A 17,419-nucleotide genomic window follows, 5' to 3' on the forward strand; every position below is an offset into this window, starting at 1 on the left:
CGCCACTTTGGTTCAAGCCTCCGTGATCAGCGCCGGCAGGGTCAATCGCGCCGACAGGCCGCCGATCTCCGCCCGCGCCAATGCAAAACCGCCCTTGTATTCGGACGCGATCTCACCAACGATCGACAGTCCGAGTCCGGTGCCGGGCTTGGATTCATCAAGCCGCCGTCCGCGTTTCATCGCCTCGCGCATCCCCGCCTCGTCGAGGCCGGGGCCGTCATCGTCGATGTCGATGCGGACCATCGGCCGCTCGGCTTCGGCGGCGGGTTCCGGGCGCAGTCTTACCACCACCTTGTGGCGCGCGAACTTGGCGGCATTCTCCACCAGGTTGCCGAGCGCCTCCTCCAGATCCTGGCTTTCCATGGCCAGCACCGCGTCGCGCGGTTCGATGTCGGTGGCAAAATCCAGGTCCCGGTTGAGCTTGGCCATCACCCGCACCAGCCGCTCGATGACGGGAGCCGCCTCGGTGCGCGCCAGAACGCTGCCGCGCTGGGCGGCGATGCGGGCCCGGTCGAGATAGGTCTGCACCTGCGCCTGCATGGTCTCGGCCTGGGTGCGGACCAGGGCCGAATGCGCCGGCGTCATGTCGCGGGATTCGTTGATCAGCACGGCAATCGGCGTCTTGAGCGAATGGGCCAGGTTGCCGACCTGCATGCGGGCCCGCTCGATCACCCGGTGGTTGGCCTCGATCAGCGCGTTTATCTCGCCGGCCAGCGGCGCGATCTCGCGCGGAAAGCTGCCGTCGAGTTGCTGCGCATCGCCGGCACGAATCCGTCCGAGCGCCTGCCGGGCATGATCGAGCGGCCTGAGGCCATAGAGAATGGCAATGGCGTTGACGATCAGGCTGCCGATGCCGAACAGCGCCAGCGCCAGGTAGAGATTTGCCGAGAAATCGGCGATGTCGGCTTCCAGCACCTCGCGGTTGCCGGCGACGCGAAACCGCGCCGCATGTCCCTGATTGTCGAGTTCCACCTCGGTCTCGATAACTTCCAGCCGGTTGCCGAAACCATCATCGGCGGAATAGCTGCGCTGATAGCGCGCGCCGAACGGCAAGGTCTCGAGTGATGGCGAGGGGATCGTCTCGTCGCCGGCCGAGATCGAGGCCAGCCGCGCCCCCTCCAGGCCGCCCAGCGGTTCAACCAGCCAGATCCAGCCGCTTCCGGGCTGGTCGAACACCAGGTCGCCCAGTTGCGGATTGCCGGCCAGCCGGCCCTGGTCGTTGATCGTCACCGCGTTGATGACGCTGTTGAGGTGGGCGCGAAGCAGGTCGGCGAAGGCGCGTTCGCTGCCGGCGCGGTAGAGCTGGGAGATAACAATGGCGATCGCCACCAGGGCGATCACCGCCCAGACGGATGCAAACAGCAGGACGCGGGCGGTGAGCGACGCTCCCTTCATCCGGACTTGCCGTTGCTATCGCCGTCGGGCGCCACCATCCGGTAGCCCAGGCCGCGCACGGTCTCGATCAGGTCGACGCCGATCTTCTTGCGCAGGCGTCCGACGAACACCTCGATGGTGTTGGAATCGCGGTCGAAATCCTGGTCGTACATGTGTTCGACCAGTTCGGTGCGCGACACCACCTCGCCCATGTGATGCATGAGATAGGAGAGCAGCCGGAACTCGTGGCTGGTCAGTTTCAGCGTTGTGCCGTCGACGCTGGCCTTGGAGGCCTTGGTGTCCAGCCGCACCGGGCCGCAGGTGATCTCAGAAGAGGCATGACCTGAAGCGCGGCGGATCAGCGCGCGGATCCGCGCCAGCACCTCCTCGACGTGAAACGGCTTGGTGACGTAGTCATCGGCGCCGGCGTCGATGCCGGCGACCTTGTCGCTCCAGCGGTCGCGTGCGGTCAGGATCAGCACCGGCATGACGCGGCCGTCGGCGCGCCATTTCTCCAGCACCGTCACGCCGTCCATTTCCGGCAGGCCGATATCGAGGATCACCGCGTCGTAGGGCTCGGTGTCGCCGAGGAAATGGCCTTCCTCGCCATCATGGGCGCGGTCGACCACGTAGCCCTGCTCCAGCAGCGCTTCGGCCAGCTGGCGATTGAGATCCTTGTCATCCTCGACGATCAAGATGCGCACTTGAACTGCTCCCGCTGTTTGTCCAGGCGCCGGCCGGACAAAATTCCCGGCGCGCGCCCTCTTACCATGCACCGACTCGCGCGATCCGCACAGGCCGGGATGACTCATGCATGTCGCGTTCAAATGTATTCATTTGGACGATAACGTACATGCATCATCTAAAAGTGATACAGCGTCCTTTGCGCATCCAATTGGATGCGCGGCGCTGTAGGCCGGCATCGCTTGCGCGCCAGGCCTCGCCGCGATTGGGCGACCGTTGCCTTACTGTGGAACCGTGACGGTGACCTTCTTCGGGCGTTCGCTACCGTTGCCCGGCACCAGCACCGTGACCACGCAGACGGTCTGGCCGCCCTGGGTCTGGGGGGAAGCCGAGAGCAATTGCCCGCCGGTCTGGCCGACAACCTGGCTGGCGGCGCCCGAACAGTCTCCCGCGGTGCGGACAATGGCGGTGCCGTCGGGCGCACGCAGATCCTGCGACACGGTGGCGACCGGCATCATGGTGGCGGCCTGGGCGGCGACTAAGCCTATGCTGAGTAAGTTCATGATCATGGTCAGCCCTGGAGCGGTTCGTATTTCATCTTGGAGCCAGTGATACAAGATCCTGCCTGAACCGCAAATGAATGGAAACCATCATTGCCGCCGACCATCCGGCACAAACTCAGCCGATCCGGCTCTTCGCCTTCAACCGCCCGACAATGGCGATGATGCCGCCAAGAACCACCCCGAGCGAGGTCAGCAGGCCGGTGAGCGTTTCGGCGTCCGCGTCGCCGAGTTCAAGCCCGGCAAGGCCGAACACCGACGAGGCGATCGCGACGATGGCACCCCACAGGGTTTTCGATTGCCACCAAGGTTTCATGTCGGTCATGGCAGAGGTCCTTTCAAGATTTTGGGTCAAGGTTTCGGATATCGGTCGCGGAGGATCAGAGACTGCAGGTCGCGGTTCGGGGTATCCCCCAGGGAACGCGCTTTCCGGCCTGGGCAGCGCGAAAGGTCAGCGACGCAATGGGGGTGCCGAAATCGGCAAGCTCGTCGGCGGCCGGGTAGAGCCACTCCGATGCGGTTGTTTCCACCGTCCGGATCACCGTGGCGCCATCGAGGATGTCGACGCGGTAGCGTTCGAAGCCCTCGTCATTCGCAATCTCGGCGGGCGTCCAGCTGTCCGCCGACAGCCTGCCGCGGCGGATCCAGGACAGGTTCACGCCTTCCGCCCGCCTCTCGGCCCGCAGATGCACCGGCGACAGCGGCGTCAGCGCCCGCTCTCCGCCGGCGAAAACCGCCGGTGCCGGCGTGCCCACCAGTCCGCCGGTTGCCTCGGCGATCCAGTTGAAGGCGCGTCCGGCCTCGTCGATCGAAAGCCCGAGCGATCTGACCGTGCCGTCGAGCACGATGAAAGCCGCGCCGGATGCCGCGCCGGCGCGCATGGCGTCGTCGGTTCCCGCCTGTCCGCGCAACAGGCTGTCAAGCCGCCAGCGGCCCGATGCGATTTCCTCGGCGCTCTCGAACTGGATGATCTCCCAGCTCCCCGCATCCGAGCGCACCGCCACCGCGTTGGCGCCGTTGAGCACCGCCAGTCGGCTGGCGCTCGACAGGCCGCCAAAGCCAAGATCGACGACGAGCACCGCGCTACGATCAAACCGGCCTTCGATGTCCCCCGGCGGCAGGGCCTCGGCCAGTGCGCCGATCCGGGCCGGCGCATCGATGGTCGTGCGCGCGGCGTAGCCTTCGGCCTCCACCGAGCTTGACAGAACCATCTGCCGCCATGGGATCGCCAGCGCCCCTGCCCTTGCCCAGCCGGTCTCCTCGACGCCCGTCAGCACCGGCAGATCGAGAAAGACGATTTCCGGCACGAAGGCCGCATTGGCGTCATTGCCGGCGCGGTCGGCATAGGTCTCAGTGTTGAAGGCCGCCCCGGCTCCGGCATGCGCTACCGCCTCGATGCGGCGGATCTCGCCATCCTCGATCCGGGTGATGCGGAAACGGTTGTGCGGGGCGTTCTCTATTGCGAACCGAAGCGTGTCGCCGGGCTCAATCCCGACGGCCTGAGGCGGCAGCGCGAAGCGCAGCTGGCGGCGCTGCAGCCGATGGTCCTGCAACCAGCGGTCGGCGGTCACACGGGCCAATCCCTGCTCGATCGCCAGACTCAAAGGCAGGTCACGCTGTCGCGCGGCCTCGCCTTCCAGCCTGCGCGAACGTGCCGAGGCCGGGGCATAGTCGCCCATCGGATCGACCGAGAGCAGAACCGCTTCATTGGCGAATTCGCCCTGTTCGCCACGGATCTCCTCAAACAATGGTCCCTCGTCAGGATCGGCCACTGCCTCGATCTCGAGCGGAGCCGCGCCGAAACTCAGCCGCGAGCTAAATACAAGGCCCTCTGGGCCTTCGCGGACATCAATGGCAAACGCCTCGATCAGCGGCTCGAGCACCGCCCGCACAGAGGCGGGGTTCGATATCACGTGGCCGGTCAGCATGCCGTCGACGCGTTCGACATTGAAATCCGTCATCCCGGCCCGGGTCAGGATCGCGGCAATCAGGTCCTTCAGCGCCACCGTGCCCAGGCGCCCGTTGAGCCAGTGGCCGGTGCGCCAGTTGGGACCATCGGACCAGACTTCGGTCGACAGCGGAAAGGCGGGAAACGGTCGTGCATCCCAGGTCCACAGGTGAATGCGGTCGGCCGAAACCATGCCGTCGGCATTCGCCGCCCCGTTCCAGTGATCCAGATGCGCCTGCAGGAACGCCCGCTGGGCCAGGTCGTCGCGCCCGCCCGAGGAGTACCAGGGGATCGCACCTTCCGAGGATTTCGGATCGGGAAACAGGTTCGGCTGGCCCGCCCCCTTGTCGACCGCCGGACAGCCAAGCTCGGGAAACCAGAACGGTTTCGCACCTGGCACCCAGGGGCTGGGGTTCGAAGCCTCGGCTCCCCCGACGCGGTCATAATGCTCATTCTGCCACCAGCCGCGCAGATCCTTGACCCGGTAGACCCAGTGCTTGCCCGCCAGCCCATCGGTGATCGGCAGCCGTTCCCGTGCATCCCGTCCCGCCTTGCCGGCATAGTACCAGTCGTAGCCCTCGCCGCCTTCAATCGCGGCGCGCATTGCCGCCTGATCATTGGCAAAACCCGCCCCGTCGGGATTGCCGGTCGACAGATCCGCGTCACGCCAGTCGCTCAGCGGCATGTAGTTGTCGATGCCGATGGCGCCGATCGCCGGATGCGCCCAGAGCGGATCGAGATTGAAAAGGACATCGCCCGAGCCGTCATCGGGCCGGTGACCGGCATATTCGGTCCAGTCGGCGGCATAGGTCACAGTCGTCGTGCCGCCCAGCATCGCCTTCGTGTCTGCAGCGAGTTGGACGAGATGATCGACAAAGGGAAACGCGCCGGCCTCGTCCCTTAGCCGGGTCAGGCCGATCATTTCCGAGCCGATGACAAAGCCGTCGACGCCACCCGCCGCGATTGCCAGTGCGGCGTGGTGCAAAATGAAGCGCCGGTAACCCTCGTCGCCACCCATCCAGGCAACGCTGTCGCCCGAGACGGCGAGATTTGAGGGCAGCGTTCCACCGCACAGCGCATTGATTTCCGCCCGCATCGCCGCCGTGCCATCGGGCGTTCCCCGCTCTCCCGGTGCGATGCTTGCCGTCATCCGCCCGCGCCAGGGATAGACCTGCTGGCCGGTACCGCCGGTCGGACTTGGCAGGCCGTTGCCGGCGGGCACGTCCATCAGCACGAAGGGATAGAGCACCACCTTGAGGCCGCGGGCCTTGAGATCGCGGATCGCCTCGACGAGCGAAGCGTCGTCCGGCGTGCCGCCATAGGCCGGGCCGCCATTGCTGGTGGAAACCAGATGAGCGGTGGCGCGGCTGAGCCCGCCCACCTTCCATGGCCGGGTCTCGCCGTTGCGGGCGACCACCTCGACACCGGGGCGGAAACGGCAATGGCTGGCGCGCAGATCGTCACCGAACCAGGCCGAGACCAGCGCCACCGATTTTAGGTTGGGGCACAGCGCCTGCAACTCGTCGATCGACTGCCTCCAGTCGGTCGATGCCTGGCGCATGTTGCGGTTGAGCGTGCGGGCTGCACCCACCCCGGTGGTCTCGCGCACCTGCGTCGTCGCATAGCCGTGCTCGGTCGAACCGGGGATCAGCGCCACCGCCTCGATTGCCGGTTCGAGCCCGCCCACCGGCCGTACCACTTCAAACTGTAGCGCCGGGATACGGTTGCCGAAATCGTCGAGCGGCAGCCGTTCGAACACCACATAGGCCAGCCCGCGCCAGGCCGGCGCCCGCCCGGCACCCTGTTTGGCTTCGATCAGCGGGTCGGGCAATTGGCTGGCAGTTCCACGGTGGATCCGCATGTCGAGCGTTTCGAGATCGAGCTCGCGCCCATCCGCCCAGATCCGCCGGATGAAGGCGATGGGGCCCTCGCAGAGCCCGAGCGCGAAATTGGCGTGATAGTGATAATGCTCGACCTTCGGCCCGCCGCCTTTGCCACCCTGGCGCTCCTGGGTCACGGTTTCTTCGAACCGGGTTGCCCAGATCAGCGCTCCGGCGATCCGCATCGAGCCGTGCACGCGCAGGATCGGCGAGCCCTCGTCGGCGGAGGGAATGCGCGCGCCGCTCAAGCCGCGCCCGGCAATGGTCCGGGTGGAGTTGATGAGCGCGGTGTCGAGCATGCCGCCGACGGTTGCGCCGATGGCCGACCCGATCGCCGTGCCCACCGGCCCGAACACGCCGCCAAGGGACGCGCCCGCGACCTGAAGAAGAATTGTCGCCATGGGATGATCTCGCTCTTCAGCCGGTCAGCCGGCCTGGGGAATGCGGTGGACGGCGGCGATCCGCCGCCGCCAGGAGGGAACCAGCGCGCTTTCGATCACGCCCGCGGGCTCGTAGGCGTGGATGAAGCGGTCCGGGCCGGACAGAATGCCTGTATGTTTGGCGGACACGCCGGCGCGCCAGCGAAACAGCACGATGTCGCCGGGCATCGCTTCGGCCGGCGGCACCGGATCGCCGCAATGGAGCCGCGCGGCCGCCATCAGCCGCTCGGTTCCGGATCGTTCGGCCCAGTCCGGCGCGTAGGCTCCAGGCTCCTCGGTCAAACTGCCGGTGACCTCGGCCCAGACCCCGCGCACCAGCCCGAGGCAATCGCAGCCGACGCCCTTGCGCGATCCTTGGTGCCGATAGGGTGTGCCGATCCAGTCACGCGCTGCCGCGACGATGCGTTCGGCTTGAAGATCAGCGCTCATGGCACGATCGGCCTTCCGTCATGAACTGTGTCGGCATCGGCATAGCCATAGGCAAAGTCGCTGCCTGGCAGATAGGGAAAGCCCTGGAAATTGAATCCGTTGCCGAACTTGGCTGAACAGGTTTCAAAACCCTTGTCACAGCCCGCAGTCACGGTCAGCTGATCGCCCGGCGCGGGCTGCCGCGCCAGCGGCGACCACAGTGCTAGCCGTGTACCACCTGCCTCCGTCCTCTGGCTGGAGATGTCTGCGGTCAGCCCGCCCAGGAGCCCGGTCATGAACCGGACCCGGCCATTGTCGAACCAGCCCCCGGGCCGGTCATCGAGGCCGCTGACGATCAGCGTCATCTCGTCTGGCACCTCAACGATGGTTCCAGCCAGCGTAAACGGCGCGCCCGAAACATCCTTGCTGCAGCGCGTGTCCCCAAGGTCGGCATCGCAACGCCTTCCGTAGAGCCGCCCGTGCGGCTGGTCGAGCGAAGCTGCAAGACTGCGAAGCTCCACCGTGAAGGCCTGTCCGGCCGTGCGGACCTCGCCCAGTTCCCGCGTCGACAGCAGCACATGGTCCCCGGGGCTCTGCCAGTTGACCAGGAAGGTCTCGACCCGCGCCCCGTCATAGCGCCCGAGCGCGAGGTCATCGGCGCTGATCGCCGCGTCTGAAAAGGCGCCCGCCACATTGGCGGCATCGGCTTCCAGCCCGAGACCGGTTTCCACCTCGCTGGCGCGAAAGCCGGTGGCGGCGGAAAACACCGTGCCGGCGAATTCGAGATCATGGTCGTGCTCGGTAAAACCCAGCACCAGCCCATCGGTCCGCGTCAGCCGCCAGGCGTGGCAGGTGGTGGTCGAGGTCTGCGCCAGATGGGCTGCGAGGGTTGAGGGTATGTCTCTCATGGCCGGATCTCCACCAGCGGCACGCTCGGCACCGAGCCCGCCTTGAACGCAGCGAGGCTGATCTCAATGCGGTCGGTGTCGAAACGAACAGGAATGTCGAACTCATAGCCGGCGGTCACGATCGCCCCGGGCGCCGGAACGGAACCCGGCTCAATCGTCACCATTCCGGCCGCGTGATCGACGGCATAGTCGCCCGGGTCCAGCGCCAGGCCATCGACAGCCAGCACGACGCTGCCCTCGGTCGGCTTTTCGATCCGGCGGGTGGTCGCGCCGCCCGCATCGGCATAGGTCTTGGTGAGGTCGAACAGGACCTTCACCCCGTCTCCCACCCCGATCTGCTGGTCGATGGGGGTGACCGCCTGCCCCGGCGGGGCGGAAGAGTGATCGACAGGATCGCGGAAGCGGAAGCCGTAGAGCTGGCCACGCCGGGCCTCGAAAAACGCAGTGAGCTGGTAGAGGTCATCGAGCCCGCGCAGGCCGGTGCCCACATCGTAGCGCCGCCGCGCATCGGCCCAGCGAGCGTTGCGGGTTTCGCCGCCATTCGACAGCGCGACGATGTCGGTACGCCGGCCCGGCCCGCCGCTCGCTCCAAGCGACAGCCGGAGTGGAAGCCGCACCTCGTGAAATCCGCTGGTCATGTCTGCCTCCTACAAACCACGGCGGCCGCGGCCGACCGCGCGGGCCAGCATGGCGGTGACCTGGGCCTCGGATTTGGAAAAACTCTGCGCGTCCGGCGTCGTTACGTTGAAGGTGACCTGCACCGGCTGTACCGACCCGCCCGAGGCGACGCCCAGCCGTCCGTCCGGTCCGCGGGCGAGCGGCAGGATCGCTTCCGCCCCGGCCTCGCCCATCAGCCCGACATCGCCACCCTGCATCGGAAAATAGGATGGCCCGCCGACGACACCTCCGTCGGCAAAGGCGTGCATCCGGCCCGGCACGCCGCCCCTTGCGAACGGCAACAGCCGGCCAAGGCTGCCGGTCAGGCCGGCGATCGAATTGCTCATCAGCCGGTTGAGCGGCCGTGTGCCGGCATCCACCGCAATGCCGACCATGCGGGTGCCAAGCGTCCTGAGCACGTCGTCCAGGCCGCGGCCGTCCACCGTCGCGGATTTCAACGCACCCGACAGGGCTCCTCCAAAGGCGTCGGCCTTGCGCGTCAGCTCATCGAGCGCCCGGTCGGCGCCGTTGAGATCGAGGTCGACATTGACGTTGAGGTTTGGTTCATCGGCCATCGGAGTGGTCCTTTCCAAGATCTGGCCCGTGGTTGCGGGCAACCTCCCCCTGCGCGTCCGGGTAAAGCGCCATCAGCGCCCGAAGCGTCGGCCTCGTGGTCACCTCCGGTACCGCGCTTGTACCGAGGAACGCATGGAGTTCGAGGAGGCTCAGGCGCCAGAAGGCATCGGGAGAAAGCCGCAGGTGGCCGAGGCCGAAGCGAAGCACGGACGCCCAGGGGAATAACGTCCGGTCCGTCATCGTCACCTTGCTGCCACCTACGGCACGGGAGGGTTTTCGGGCCTGTCCGGAGCCCCGCCCTCCCGATCTGAAATTGGTCTCTCGGCCCGGTCGGCGTCTGTGCCGCCGAAACTCAGCCAGAGAAGCTCGGTGGCGATCCGGGCAAAGCCTGCCACACCGCCCTCGGTCGACATTTCCGCCACGTCCTCGTCAGTGAGCCGGTTGCCCGCGCCGCGCAGCCCGGCGCCGACGATGCGGATGATGTCGCCCGCCGAGAGCTTTCCGGCCTCGAAGCGCTGCGCCAGTTCGATGAGATCGTCGACGCCGAAGGCGCTTTCGAGCTCGGCCAGCGCACCGAGCGTCAGGCACAGAAGCCGGGTCTCACCGTCAAGCTTCGCGGCGATTTCACCGCGATGGCGGTTGGGATGAATATTCATGGTGCTTCTCACGCGGCCGCGAAGACGAGCGCACCGGCGGATTCCAGAGCGATCTCGAATGTCATCTCGCCGTCATGGCGGCCGGCATATTCAAGGGCGGTGATCTGGAACGGTCCGCTCACGGTTCCGAAATCGGGGATCGCCACCTGCCAGGCGCGGATCTCGCTTGCAAAGAACACGGCCCTGGCGAGTGCATCGCTGGCCTGGTCCTTGAACAGCCCGCCACCCGACAGCGAGGCGCGCTGCATTCCGGCGCCGCCGAGCAGTTCGCGCCAGCGCCCGGCCGATTCCGCATCGGTGATGTCGACTGCTTCGGCGTTGAAGGCCAGCCGCCGGGCGCGCAATCCGGCGATGGTGACGAAACTCCCGCCATCGTCGATCTTGATGAGCAGGTCCTTGCCTTTCTGGGCGGTCATGGATGTGTCCTTTCTGCGTGTGGGATTGAACTGCCGGCGCGAACCGCGATCACGGCTCTGTCACCGCACGGAACCTGAGTCGCGCCACATGCAGCCCGCTCCTGGGCGCTCGGCGGCTGACAGTGCGTTCGTGGCGGAGATTGACCAGCACCACACCGTCAAGCGTCAGATCCGCATCATGGAGTGCGGCGCGGACGGCGTCGGCCAGTTCCACCGCCTGCTTGCGGCCGTTCTGCTTGCTCCAGGCCTCGACCTCGAAACGGTGCTCGCTGGCCGCCTCGTCACCGGTGGAAAAGTCGCTGCTTATGATCTCGCCCAGTACCAGGTAGGGCGGCTCGGCACGGGTGATCAGCCGGTCGAAGATCCGGCCCGCTCCGGTGATTGCGACAATGGCCGGGTCGGTCGAAAGACGCTCGACCACAGCCTGCTGCAGTTGATTGGCGCTCATGGCCGGTTCTCCTCGCAGTCGCAGACCAGGTAGCGGCGGCTCTCGTCGGGATCGCGCACCGCGCGGATCAGAAGCGCGCGGCCGCGATAGACAAAGCGCATGGCATGGCGGACATCGTCGCGATAGCGGATAGTGACCCGGTGGGTGACAGGCGCGAGATCCGCGCCCGCCGCTTCGGCGGAGACGGCACGCAGCGGCTCGATCCGCGCCCAGAGGGCGGCAACGAACGGCCACGCTCCCGCGATGCCACCCTGCCCGTCGTCCGTATCCGGCGGCGTTTCCAGAGTGAGCCGGGCATTCAGCCGCCCGGGATCGACAGATATCCCGGCCATCACAGCGACCTCCGCTGCCAGGGTGCGATCAGCCGGTCATAACCCGGCGGGATCGCCGCAGGCTGCATGTCCGGGGTCACCGCCCCGCGGAATTCATACAGATAGGCGGCATGGATCAGGACCGCGCGCTTGAGCTCGGGCGGCACCTCGGCACCGGACCCGAAGCCTGCGGTAAACTCGATCTCGATGCCATTGATCGGCTGGCCCGGAGAGGGCCGCTGCCGGATCATGAGCCGCGCCGGATGCGCGGTGCCATCGAGCACCAGCCCCGACAGATCGAGATTCTGTTCCACGCCATCGGCGTCGTAAACCAGAATCGCATCAATGGTTTGAACCGGTGTCCTGAGCAATTGAATCACCCCGCCGCGCGGCCAGTCGTCGAGAGCCAGGCGAAAGCCCTGGCTGATCAGCGCCACGCCGGTGACCGCTTCGAGATGGGCGCGGGCAACGCGGATCAGGCCTTCAAGAAGGTCGTTTTCGTCGTCCGCATCGATGCGCAGATGCGCTTTCAGTTCGGCAAGCGTCACCGGTTCCGCCAGCGGCGGGGCGGTCGAAATCAGGGTCATGGCGGTCTCCGGGGCGGGGTCGTGTCGGGGGTTCGAGTCCCTCCCCCGGAGGCCGGGAGAGGGGTTTGCAGCGAGGACCGGAAGATCGGTCAGGCGGCGAATTTCAGCAGCTTGATCGCCTCGAAATTCTGCACACCGCCGCCAACGCGCTTGGTGGTGTAGAACAGCACGTAGGGCTTGGCCGAGTAGGGATCGCGCAGGATGCGCACCCCGGTCCGGTCGACCACCAGGTAGCCGCGGCGGAAGTCGCCGAAGGCGAGTGCCAGTGCGTTGGCCGCCACGTCCGGCATGTCCTCGGCCTCGACCACCGGAAAGCCCATCAGCGAGGCGGCCTGGCCGGCGCCCGCAGGCGGCATCCAGAGATAATTGCCGTCGGCATCCTTGAACTTGCGGATCAGCGCCTGCGTCTTGCGGTTCATGACGAACCGCCCGTTCTGCCGGTGCCCGGCCTTGAGCGCATAGATCAGCTCGACCAGCCGGTCGGACGGATCCGCACCGAACGCGCCCGCAGCCCCCGTGGCGACGAAGCCGAGATTGCCCCAGCTCCAGGTATCGTCGGCGACGCTCGGATAATCGAGGAAACCGCGCGGCTTGTTGACGCCGTCGCCATCCACGAAGGCCGCGCCTTCCTGCTCGGCGAACGCCGCCTCGACCTCGCTTACGATCCAGCCCTCGATGTCGACCGCGCTGTCCTCGATCAGCGAGGCGGTGGCGGCAGGCATGGCGTACAGCTCCATGGTCGGAAACTGCAGCTCGGCCAGTTGCGGCGCGGCGGTCTGCGGCCGGTCGTCGGTCTCGCCGACCCAGCCGGTGGCCATGCCGTTCAAGGCGAACGGCTTCTTCAGCACCGCGCCAGAGACCTGGCGGACGGTGGCGATCGAGCGGATCGGCGAGAGTTCCGACAACCGGCGGCCGATCTCGCTGTCGAGCTCGTCGGGCACCAGGTAGCCGCCGTCGGGGTCGCTGCCCGCCGACATGGCCTTGAGTTCGCCCTGGCGCAGCGCCGCCTCGTCGCCGCGGCGGACATAGGCGTCGAAGGCCTGGCGCACGGCGGACGGCTGTGCCGCGCCACGCCCGAGATCGGGCCGCGCGCGCTTGACCAGCAGCGCGTCGAGCGTGCGTTTCTGCTCGTCGAGCGCCAGGTCGATGCGGGCCATCTTTTCTTCGGTGATCACGTCGGCGCCGCCGCGGCGCTCGATCTCGCTCAGCCGCTCGTCGTTGGATTGCCGGTAGTGCTCGAAGGCGGACATGAAATCCTCGAAGGCGGCGGAAACGTCGGCGTCGACGCTCTTGGTTTCGGGTGCGCGCCCGTTCCTGATGTTGGGGGTCATGCTGTGTCCTTTCAGATGATCGGGTGTGTCAGGTGAAGCGGAATGCGCCAGCGCGGCCGTCAGCGCGCGCAGGTGGCGTTCCATGCGTTTGAGATCCTCCGGTCCGGCATCCCGCCTGTCCGAAAGCGCGCCGTAGCCGCGGGCGATCAGCCCGCGCGCCTGGCGTCTGGTCAGCCCCGCATCCCGCGTGAGCCGGCGTTCGAGTTCGCGCTCGGTCGGTTGCGCCTTCATCCCGGATGCCGCCTTGACGGCGGTCACCCGCGCGCCCGGCTGCATCGGGAAGGTCACCACCGAGATCTCCCAGAGATCGGCGCTCAGGATCCTTCGCACTCCTGCCTTGGCCTCGTTGCGGGCGCGCAAAGTCTGGAAGCCGATCGACAGGCCGTCGAGCGCGCCGGATTTCATCAGCTCGTGCACCTCGCGGGCGCGGGCCACGCCGAGCGCAAGCTTGCCCTCGACATGCAGGCCGCGCTCGTCCTCGCGGATCGACAGCCAGCGGCCGATCGGCTGGTCCGGGTCGTGCTGGTAGAGCATGCGCACATCGCCCGCCCCCCTTCGCTTCAATGAAGCGGCAAAGGCGCCGGGCTCGATCACGTCGCGGCCGAGATCGACCGCGCCGAACAGGCTGGCATAGCCGGAAAAGCTGCCGTCGCCGCTCACATCCTCCAGGGCCAGATCGACGCGTTTTCGCTGCCGTCCGGATGCGCTCCAGTCCGTTGTCATGGTGATGTCCTTTTTGATGTCGAAGTCTGTTTGGCCGCGAGGTGCGCGCTCACGCGCTCTGCGGCGACCCGGCAGTCAGCGTGTCGGGCCGCGGCCGGTCCGGTCGGCGATGCGGGCGAGCGCGCCGAGCACCCACCAGGCGGTCATGCTGGCGGCGGCCGATCCGGCGAGCAGCGTCTCGGCCGGCGACAGCATGTGGCTCACGCCCATCCATTGCGTCAGCGCCACGCCCGCCGGGCCGCCGAAGACCAGGCCTGAGACGATGCCGGCAGTGGCGCGGGCCACGGCTTCGCGCGTTCCCCTGGGCATCATGTAGGCGAGCGAGACCAGCGCTCCTGCCAGCGCACCGGCGATGCGCGTGGCCAGCATCGCCGGATCGGGATCGATGTTGGGCATCGCTTCACCTCCGCCTTTGACGGTCCATTCCGCTTCACAGATTGATTCATCTCGCTGCCGGACTGAATCCGGATCAGCCCGCAACATCTTGATATCCCACGGCTTCCCGCTTCTCCGCATCGGTGAGGAAGTCGGCGGCACCGAGCCGCGCCCAAAGCGCATCGCGCTCGGCAGAAAGCCCCGGCAGCCGGTCGGCGTCGTAGTCGATCTTCAGCCCCGCTCCGTAGACCGGCTGCAGCCAGGCGGTCAGCGCCTGCGCCGTGCGCGCCACCAGCGGCAACACGGTCAGGCGGCAGAAGGCGCGGTTGGCTTCCTGGTAATTGGCGTAGGTCAGGTCACCGGGGATGCCCAGAAGCATCGGCGGCACGCCCAGCGCCAGCGCGATATCACGCGCCGCCCCGTTCCTCGCCTCGATGAAATCCATGTCGCGCGGGGTCAGCCCCATCGCCTTCCAGTCGAGCCCGCCCTCGAGCAGCATCGGCCGCCCCGCCCGCCGTGCCCCCTGGTAGCCGTCCTCGAGTTCGGCCTTCAGCCGCTCGTATTGTTCGGGCGTCAGGTTGCCGCCTTCCTTGGGCTGGTAGACCAGCGCGCCCGAGGGCCGGGCGGAATTGTCCAGAAGCGCCTTGTTCCAGCTCATCGCGGCATTGTGCAGATCGAGCGCCATCAGCGCCGCCTCCAGCGGGGCGAAGCCCAAGTGATCGTCGAGCGGATGAAACAGCTTGAGGTGCAAGAGCCCCGGCCCTTCTTCCGGGTTGGCGGCAAAGCGCTGCCGCCGTCCGCCCGACTGGTGCTCATAGGCAACCGGCCAGCCGTCCGCTCCTTCGATCACCCGCATCCGGTCCGGTCTGAGCAATTGCAGCCCGGCGATGCGGCCGGTTGCGCCGACCGGGTTGATCCAGGCATTGCCCGACAGCACCAGGTGTCCGTAGAGCGTCTCGAAGAACCCGTCGCCGGCGCCCGCCGGATCGGGCCGATTGAGAAGATCCAGCACCGGATGCCGCTCCTGTTCGCGGCCGCCGTCGAACACCACCCAGGGCACCGAGGCGGCGGCCTCGCCGATCATCCGCACCGCGCGATGCGCCACCGGGTTGCGCATGAAGCCTTCGCGCGCCAGCGCCGCGTAGGAGCGCCCGCTCCAGCTCGCGCCCGCATCACCCGAAAGTGCCGCGATCGCGCCGGGCAGCCAGCTCTTGGCGGCGGGCGCCGTCCTGGCCTTGCCCCGCGTGAAGGGAAGCCTCAATCCGAATGCCATGGTCAGATCCTTTCAAGATCGAAAAGCAAAACACTGCCTGTGGTTCGCCGCGGCCGTCCCACCCGTCCGTCACCCCGGACCAGATCCGGGGTCCAGCGACCGCGCGTCGGCGCGGTGAGAGGCCCATGTCGGTCTCGCGCCCGGTATAGAGACTTCCGACTCGCGGACGCTCGCCTGCTGGATGCCGGATCGGGGTCCGGCATGACGGAGGAGGAGACGTTGCCCAGAAGAGATGATCAACCGACCCGCCTTGACCTGCCTACCGCCCCGCTCACAGATGCCGCACCTGCGGTTCACTCCTGCGCCCCAGCAGCAATTCGGTCAGCGCCCAGACCAGCGCGTCGAGCCGGTCGGGAGAGCGGCCGGAGGAGAGCCCGTCGGGGCCGAAGTCGCACATCTGGTCCTCCAATGCCGCGAAGTGCCCGGCGTGGACCACCCTGCCCTGCTCGTAAAGCGCTGCCACCGGCTCGGCGCGCAGCCATTTTCCGCGCGTCGCCCGCACGGTCCTGACCGGCAGCGTCGGCTCGACGGTCCTCAGCACGCTCGTCACCATGTCGCCGCCCTGGTTGATCTCGGCCACCACGCAATCGGCGTCGAAGCGGCGGTAGAGCCGTGCCGCAGCTTCGGCCCAGGCCGTGGGGCTCGCACCCTCGACCGAGCCGTCGGCCAGCACCACCGCGCGACCCTCCGCATCGAGGCCGACGGCGACGATGCCGCAGCAAGAGTGTTTCGCCTCGCCCGAGGCCGGCGGGTCGACCGCCACGACGATGCGGGCGAGCGGCCCGTGGCTGCGCACCACCAGCGCCTCGATCTGGTCGCGCCGCCACAGCCCGTCCTCGCGGTCGGCGATCAGCTCGCCGTCAAGCTCCTGCCGCCCCAGCCTTGTGCCGCCGTAGCGCGCCCGGATCGTCTCCAGAAACCCCGCCGCCAGGTTCGCCGCATTGTCCTCGGTGCGGATCCGCGTCACCCGCGTGGCCTTGTCTTTCACCAGCGCCAGCATCAAGGGCGTCGCCCTCGGCGTCGTGGTGATCAACTGGCGCGGGTGCTGCCCGAGCCTCAGCGCGAATTGCAGCATGTCCCAGGTCTCGCGGGCATGGCGCCATTTGCCCAGTTCATCGCACCAGGCGAGGTCGAATTGCGGCCCACGCAGGCTCTCGGGATCTTCGGACGAAAACATCAGCGCCACCGCACCCGAGGGCCAGACCAGCCGGCGCCGCGTCGCCTCGAAGGCGGGGCGGTCGATCCGCGCCACGCCCATGATCCCGGAAATCCCGTCGATCATCACCTCGCGCGCATCGCCGAAACTCTCGGCCACCAGCGCAATGCGCCCCGTCCGCCCGAGCCCCGGCAGATCGCCGGAGGCGAGCGCATGCACCCATTCGGCCCCGGCGCGAGTCTTGCCCGAACCGCGCCCACCCATCATCAGCCAGGTCCGCCACGCCCCTTCGGGCGGCAGCTGTTCGGGCCGCGCGGCAAGCCGCCAGTCGTGGGCATGTGCGATGAGCGCGCGGTCATCGAAGCTGGCGATACGGGCGGCCAGCAGTTCCGGCAGGTTCAGCCGTTCGCTCGCGTCAGCCGGGGTAACCGGATCAACCGGATCGGCGAGGTCCGTCGGATCGGCAGCGGCAGCGGCAGCCGGATCGGCCGGATCAGTCAGGTCAGAAACCGATTCATCCCTTCGACCCAAGATATTGTTTTCCTTCATGTCCGTGCTCTGGACCGGCGCCGCTTCCGCCTCGAATTGCATCTCCCGGTCCGCCAGTGCTGTCGCATCCGGCAGCCTGTCCGACCGATCACCGTCATCAAGCCGTGTGACCATTTCCGGCGCATCCCCGGACCCGGACACGGGTTCCTCAGTGGCCTC

19 protein-coding genes and 1 pseudogene are annotated in these 17,419 nt (G+C 67.4%); all 20 read right to left on the reverse strand.

The window, feature by feature from the left end; translation table 11 throughout:
- Positions 1-12: 12 nt before the first annotated feature.
- The 20 genes and pseudogenes from O4H62_RS03970 to O4H62_RS04065 all read right to left on the reverse strand — a co-directional run bounded on the left by O4H62_RS03970 (position 13) and on the right by O4H62_RS04065 (position 17,056).
- Positions 13-1,395 (reverse strand): sensor histidine kinase, encoded by a 1,383-nt coding sequence (locus tag O4H62_RS03970; RefSeq protein WP_269385811.1) that lies wholly within the window; start codon positions 1,393-1,395, stop codon positions 13-15.
- Positions 1,392-2,078 (reverse strand): response regulator transcription factor, encoded by a 687-nt coding sequence (locus O4H62_RS03975; protein ID WP_269385812.1) that lies wholly within the window; start codon positions 2,076-2,078, stop codon positions 1,392-1,394. The genes O4H62_RS03970 and O4H62_RS03975 overlap by 4 nt, the downstream gene beginning before the upstream one ends.
- Positions 2,079-2,339: 261 nt before the next feature.
- Positions 2,340-2,621, reverse strand: a complete 282-nt coding sequence (locus O4H62_RS03980) for a hypothetical protein (RefSeq protein WP_430538369.1) — start codon at positions 2,619-2,621, stop codon at positions 2,340-2,342.
- A gap of 115 nt (positions 2,622-2,736) precedes the next feature.
- Positions 2,737-2,943 (reverse strand): hypothetical protein, encoded by a 207-nt coding sequence (locus O4H62_RS03985; RefSeq protein WP_269385813.1) that lies wholly within the window; start codon positions 2,941-2,943, stop codon positions 2,737-2,739.
- Positions 2,944-2,998: 55 nt separating this feature from the next.
- Positions 2,999-6,847 carry a baseplate multidomain protein megatron gene (locus O4H62_RS03990; RefSeq protein WP_269385814.1) on the reverse strand — a complete coding sequence of 1,283 codons (3,849 nt, stop codon included), beginning with the start codon at positions 6,845-6,847 and terminating at the stop codon, positions 2,999-3,001.
- A 24-nt stretch (positions 6,848-6,871) separates the two neighbouring features.
- A complete protein-coding gene (locus O4H62_RS03995) occupies positions 6,872-7,315 on the reverse strand; it encodes an NlpC/P60 family protein (protein WP_269385815.1) in 444 nt (147 codons plus the stop codon).
- Positions 7,312-8,202 carry a DUF2163 domain-containing protein gene (locus O4H62_RS04000; protein WP_269385816.1) on the reverse strand — a complete coding sequence of 297 codons (891 nt, stop codon included), beginning with the start codon at positions 8,200-8,202 and terminating at the stop codon, positions 7,312-7,314. The genes O4H62_RS03995 and O4H62_RS04000 overlap by 4 nt, the downstream gene beginning before the upstream one ends.
- A complete protein-coding gene (locus tag O4H62_RS04005; RefSeq protein ID WP_269385817.1) occupies positions 8,199-8,840 on the reverse strand; it encodes a DUF2460 domain-containing protein in 642 nt (213 codons plus the stop codon). Before O4H62_RS04005 ends, O4H62_RS04000 begins: the two co-directional genes overlap by 4 nt.
- A gap of 9 nt (positions 8,841-8,849) precedes the next feature.
- Positions 8,850-9,434, reverse strand: a complete 585-nt coding sequence (locus O4H62_RS04010; RefSeq protein ID WP_269385818.1) for a phage tail tape measure protein — start codon at positions 9,432-9,434, stop codon at positions 8,850-8,852.
- On the reverse strand, positions 9,424-9,675 hold the full coding sequence (locus O4H62_RS04015; protein WP_269386309.1) for a rcc01693 family protein: 252 nt from the start codon (positions 9,673-9,675) through the stop codon (positions 9,424-9,426). The genes O4H62_RS04010 and O4H62_RS04015 overlap by 11 nt, the downstream gene beginning before the upstream one ends.
- Positions 9,676-9,692: 17 nt before the next feature.
- Positions 9,693-10,091, reverse strand: a complete 399-nt coding sequence (locus O4H62_RS04020; protein WP_269385819.1) for a gene transfer agent family protein — start codon at positions 10,089-10,091, stop codon at positions 9,693-9,695.
- 8 nt (positions 10,092-10,099) lie between these two features.
- Complete coding sequence (locus O4H62_RS04025) at positions 10,100-10,507, reverse strand: phage major tail protein, TP901-1 family (RefSeq protein WP_269385820.1); 408 nt, start codon at positions 10,505-10,507, stop codon at positions 10,100-10,102.
- 49 nt (positions 10,508-10,556) lie between these two features.
- Positions 10,557-10,955: a DUF3168 domain-containing protein gene (locus O4H62_RS04030; protein ID WP_269385821.1), complete on the reverse strand. Its 399-nt coding sequence runs from the start codon at positions 10,953-10,955 to the stop codon at positions 10,557-10,559.
- Positions 10,952-11,287, reverse strand: a complete 336-nt coding sequence (locus O4H62_RS04035; protein WP_269385822.1) for a phage head closure protein — start codon at positions 11,285-11,287, stop codon at positions 10,952-10,954. Before O4H62_RS04035 ends, O4H62_RS04030 begins: the two co-directional genes overlap by 4 nt.
- The gene (locus tag O4H62_RS04040; protein ID WP_269385823.1) at positions 11,287-11,853 is read right to left on the reverse strand and encodes a head-tail connector protein; all 567 of its coding nucleotides are present in this window, start codon (positions 11,851-11,853) and stop codon (positions 11,287-11,289) included. The genes O4H62_RS04035 and O4H62_RS04040 overlap by 1 nt, the downstream gene beginning before the upstream one ends.
- Before the next feature lie 89 nt (positions 11,854-11,942).
- A complete protein-coding gene (locus O4H62_RS04045) occupies positions 11,943-13,184 on the reverse strand; it encodes a phage major capsid protein (RefSeq protein ID WP_269386310.1) in 1,242 nt (413 codons plus the stop codon).
- Positions 13,185-13,433: 249 nt separating this feature from the next.
- Positions 13,434-13,907, reverse strand: a pseudogene (locus O4H62_RS04050) (HK97 family phage prohead protease); the annotation flags it as partial.
- Positions 13,908-13,982: 75 nt separating this feature from the next.
- Complete coding sequence (locus O4H62_RS04055; RefSeq protein ID WP_269385824.1) at positions 13,983-14,303, reverse strand: DUF6107 family protein; 321 nt, start codon at positions 14,301-14,303, stop codon at positions 13,983-13,985.
- A gap of 73 nt (positions 14,304-14,376) precedes the next feature.
- Positions 14,377-15,555 carry a phage portal protein gene (locus O4H62_RS04060; RefSeq protein WP_269385825.1) on the reverse strand — a complete coding sequence of 393 codons (1,179 nt, stop codon included), beginning with the start codon at positions 15,553-15,555 and terminating at the stop codon, positions 14,377-14,379.
- Positions 15,556-15,826: 271 nt separating this feature from the next.
- Entirely contained in the window at positions 15,827-17,056 is a 1,230-nt protein-coding gene (locus O4H62_RS04065) for a DNA-packaging protein (protein WP_331284446.1), read from the reverse strand.
- Between the last annotated feature and the right edge of the window lie 363 nt (positions 17,057-17,419).

It is taken from the genome of Parahoeflea alexandrii, assembly GCF_027214025.1.
Classification (GTDB): domain Bacteria; phylum Pseudomonadota; class Alphaproteobacteria; order Rhizobiales; family Rhizobiaceae; genus Hoeflea; species Hoeflea alexandrii_A.